Origin of the sequence: Flavobacterium sp. (assembly GCF_044373165.1) — a bacterium.
Lineage (GTDB): Bacteria > Bacteroidota > Bacteroidia > Flavobacteriales > Flavobacteriaceae > Flavobacterium.
Map to the genome: position 1 here is coordinate 1 of NZ_JBILQL010000132.1, position 3,147 is coordinate 3,147.

At 34.3% G+C, this 3,147-nt stretch carries 4 protein-coding genes and 1 pseudogene; all 5 read left to right on the forward strand.

Going from position 1 to position 3,147, the window contains the following annotated elements; translation table 11 throughout:
- Nucleotides 1-80 (forward strand): annotated as a pseudogene (locus ACIQ32_RS11570) (hypothetical protein); the annotation flags it as partial.
- Complete coding sequence (locus tag ACIQ32_RS11575; protein ID WP_396195840.1) at nucleotides 77-757, forward strand: uroporphyrinogen-III synthase; 681 nt, start codon at nucleotides 77-79, stop codon at nucleotides 755-757. The pseudogene ACIQ32_RS11570 and the gene ACIQ32_RS11575, both read left to right, overlap by 4 nt.
- 59 nt (nucleotides 758-816) lie before the next feature.
- Nucleotides 817-1,842: a uroporphyrinogen decarboxylase gene (gene hemE / locus ACIQ32_RS11580; RefSeq protein WP_396195841.1), complete on the forward strand. Its 1,026-nt coding sequence runs from the start codon at nucleotides 817-819 to the stop codon at nucleotides 1,840-1,842.
- A complete protein-coding gene (locus ACIQ32_RS11585; protein WP_396195842.1) occupies nucleotides 1,842-2,249 on the forward strand; it encodes a hypothetical protein in 408 nt (135 codons plus the stop codon). Before hemE ends, ACIQ32_RS11585 begins: the two co-directional genes overlap by 1 nt.
- Nucleotides 2,239-3,141 (forward strand): oxygen-dependent coproporphyrinogen oxidase, encoded by a 903-nt coding sequence (gene hemF, locus ACIQ32_RS11590; protein WP_396195843.1) that lies wholly within the window; start codon nucleotides 2,239-2,241, stop codon nucleotides 3,139-3,141. The genes ACIQ32_RS11585 and hemF overlap by 11 nt, the downstream gene beginning before the upstream one ends.
- Nucleotides 3,142-3,147 lie beyond the last annotated feature (6 nt).

Consider the following 3,147-nt stretch of genomic DNA (forward strand, 5'->3'; position numbering starts at 1 on the left):
AAGACTTACACGATGAAAACGTATTAACCAAAGACGGAGTTTTATATTTTATTGACACCGTTTTTTATCTCAAATCATGACAAATCAAATCACAATACTTTCTACCAAAACACTTTCACCAATTCAGAAACAAGAATTAGTTAAAGCGAATATTCAAGTAATTGAAGCCGATTTTATTAAAACAGAAAACGCTTCTTTCGAAATTAAAAATCTGAACAAAAACTTAATTTTTACGAGTCAAAACGCAGTTTTAAGCATTTTGCAACACCCAACAATTGAGCAATTAAAACAGAAAACGGTTTTTTGTGTAGGTTTAAAAACCAAAGAGTTATTGAACGAAAATGGTTTTACAGTAGAAGCGTACACAGGTTTTGCAGAAGATTTAGCGGAAATTATTACGTTAGTCTATTCCGATGAAAGTTTTACTTTTTTTAGTGGCAATCTTCGTAAAGTTACCTTGCCAGAAATGTTAACTGAAAACGAAATTACGTTCAATGAAATTAAAGTGTACGATACAACATTAACACCTCATAAAATTTCAGATAAAGTGGATGGGATTTTGTTTTTCAGCCCATCTGCCGTAACCAGTTATTTGAAAAAAAACACACTTGGCAACGAAAAATTATTTTGTATCGGAAATACAACAGCAGATGCTTTAAGAGCGGTATTGTCTGAAACTAAAATTAAAAATATAAAAACAGCATATCAACCAAGTATTGAAAACGTAATAGAATTAGCAATAAGCCTTATGCAGTAAGCATTAGGCATAAAAACAAACGCTTTAAGCCTAGTGCTTAAAGCATAAAGCAAACAAAAATGATAAAAAACGACCTTTTTTTAAGAGCCTTAAATAACGAAAAAGTAGAACGACCACCGGTTTGGATGATGCGCCAAGCAGGAAGATATTTACCTGAATTTAGAGCGTTGCGTGACAAATATGATTTTTTTACCCGTTGTGAAACTCCAGAGTTAGCAGCTGAAATCACTGTGCAACCGATTCGTATTGTGAAACCAGATGCGGCAATTTTGTTTTCGGATATTTTGGTAGTACCAAGAGCGATGGGAATTCACGTGGAATTAAAAGACAATTTAGGGCCAATAATTCCGAATCCAATTCGTACTTCTCAAGACGTGGAAAAAGTGTTTGTACCAGATGTAAATGAAACTTTAGGATACGTTTTTGATGCGATTAAATTGACCAAACAAATGTTAAACGATGAAGTGCCGTTGATTGGTTTTGCAGGTTCACCTTGGACGATTTTTTGTTATGCTGTGGAAGGGAAAGGCTCTAAAAGTTTTGACACAGCCAAAGGATTTTGTTTTTCAAACCCAGTTGCAGCACACGTTTTATTACAAAAAATTACCGATACTACGATTTTATATTTGAAAGAAAAAGTAAAAGCAGGTTGTAATGCGATTCAAATTTTCGATTCTTGGGGCGGTATGTTGTCTCCGGTAGATTATCAAGAATTTTCATTTCAATATATCAATCAAATTACTGAAGCTTTAGCAGAAATAACTCCAGTTATTATTTTCGGAAAAGGATGTTGGTTCGCATTAGGAAATATGGCAAAATCAAAAGCTTCGGCTTTAGGTGTAGACTGGACCTGTTCACCAAGAAATGCACGCTATTTAACAGGAGGTAAAATCACATTACAAGGAAATTTCGACCCAAGTCGTTTGTTGTCACCAATTCCAACCATTAAAAAAATGGTACATGAAATGATTGATGAATTCGGAAAAGACAATTACATTGTCAACTTAGGTCACGGAATTTTACCGAATATTCCTGTGGATCATGCTAAGGCTTTTGTGGAAGCTGTGAAAGAGTATGATAAATAATGAGAAAAGTTTATTACATATTATTCATTTTGTTAGGAATTATTCCAGCAACCTTTTTACTAATTATGATTTTGATCTCTGGTATATTTGGCGCTGCTTTATCAGGAAAAATTAGTTATTTAATTCAAATGTTTTTGGGTATTAGTGGCTATTTAGGATTGATATCGCTTTTACGAGGACTGAAAAAAAAATATTACAAATTGAATTTGATTTTACTTGGATTGGGATTTTTAGGGTTTAATATGTTTCTCTTTTTTGATGAAGAAATAACTAATCTTGCGAGAAGAATTCTATCTGGTAAAGGAAGTTTAGAACAATTGTCACTATATGTATTTCCAAATATTGTAATTCTGACTTTTGTTGTCATTATTTCAATAAAAATGTATAATGAGAAAAATGAAAGATAAATTCTACACTTACATACAAACCCTTCAAGATCAAATCTGTAAAGGATTAGAAGACATTGATGGTGTTGCCCAATTCCGAGAAGACATTTGGGAACGTCCAGAAGGCGGTGGCGGAAGAACACGTGTTATTGAAAATGGCGCTGTTTTTGAAAAAGGTGGTGTAAACATTTCGGCAGTTCATGGAAAATTACCGGATAGTATGCAAAAATTATTCAATGTGGGCGAAGCCGATTTTTTTGCTTGTGGATTGAGTTTGGTAATTCATCCGAAAAACCCAATGGTGCCAACTGTTCACGCAAATTGGCGCTATTTCGAAATGTACGATGAGAAGAGTAATGTAATCAATAGTTGGTTTGGCGGAGGCCAAGATTTAACACCTTATTATTTGTTTGAAGAAGATGCGGTTCATTTTCATCAAACCTGTAAAACAGCTTGTGACAAACATAATCTTGATTTTTATCCGAAATACAAAAAACAATGTGACGACTACTTTTGGAACGCACATAGAAATGAAGCGCGTGGAATTGGAGGTTTATTCTTCGATTATTTGAAAGAAACCGAAGTACAATCGATGGAAGATTGGTTCAATTTCGTATCCGAAGTAGGGAATTCATTCCTTGATGCGTATGTTCCAATCGTAGCAAATAGAAAAGACTTACCGTTTACAACAGACCAACGCACTTGGCAAGAAATTCGCCGTGGTCGTTATGTGGAATTCAATTTGGTTCACGATAAAGGAACGCTTTTCGGGCTAAAAACTAACGGAAGAATCGAAAGTATTTTAATGAGTTTGCCACCACACGTGCAATGGCATTACGACCATCATCCTGCGGTAGGTAGCGAAGAAGAAAAAGTAGTAAAAGTATTAGAAAAACCTATAAATTGGGTATAAATTAAA

Bases quoted from the DNA above. Each gene is read 5' to 3' on its own strand.
- ACIQ32_RS11575 (WP_396195840.1), top strand. From the start codon at position 77: ATGACAAATCAAATCACAATACTTTCTACCAAAACACTTTCACCAATT.
- hemE (WP_396195841.1), top strand. From the start codon at position 817: ATGATAAAAAACGACCTTTTTTTAAGAGCCTTAAATAACGAAAAAGTA.
- ACIQ32_RS11585 (WP_396195842.1), top strand. From the start codon at position 1,842: ATGAGAAAAGTTTATTACATATTATTCATTTTGTTAGGAATTATTCCA.
- hemF (WP_396195843.1), top strand. From the start codon at position 2,239: ATGAAAGATAAATTCTACACTTACATACAAACCCTTCAAGATCAAATC.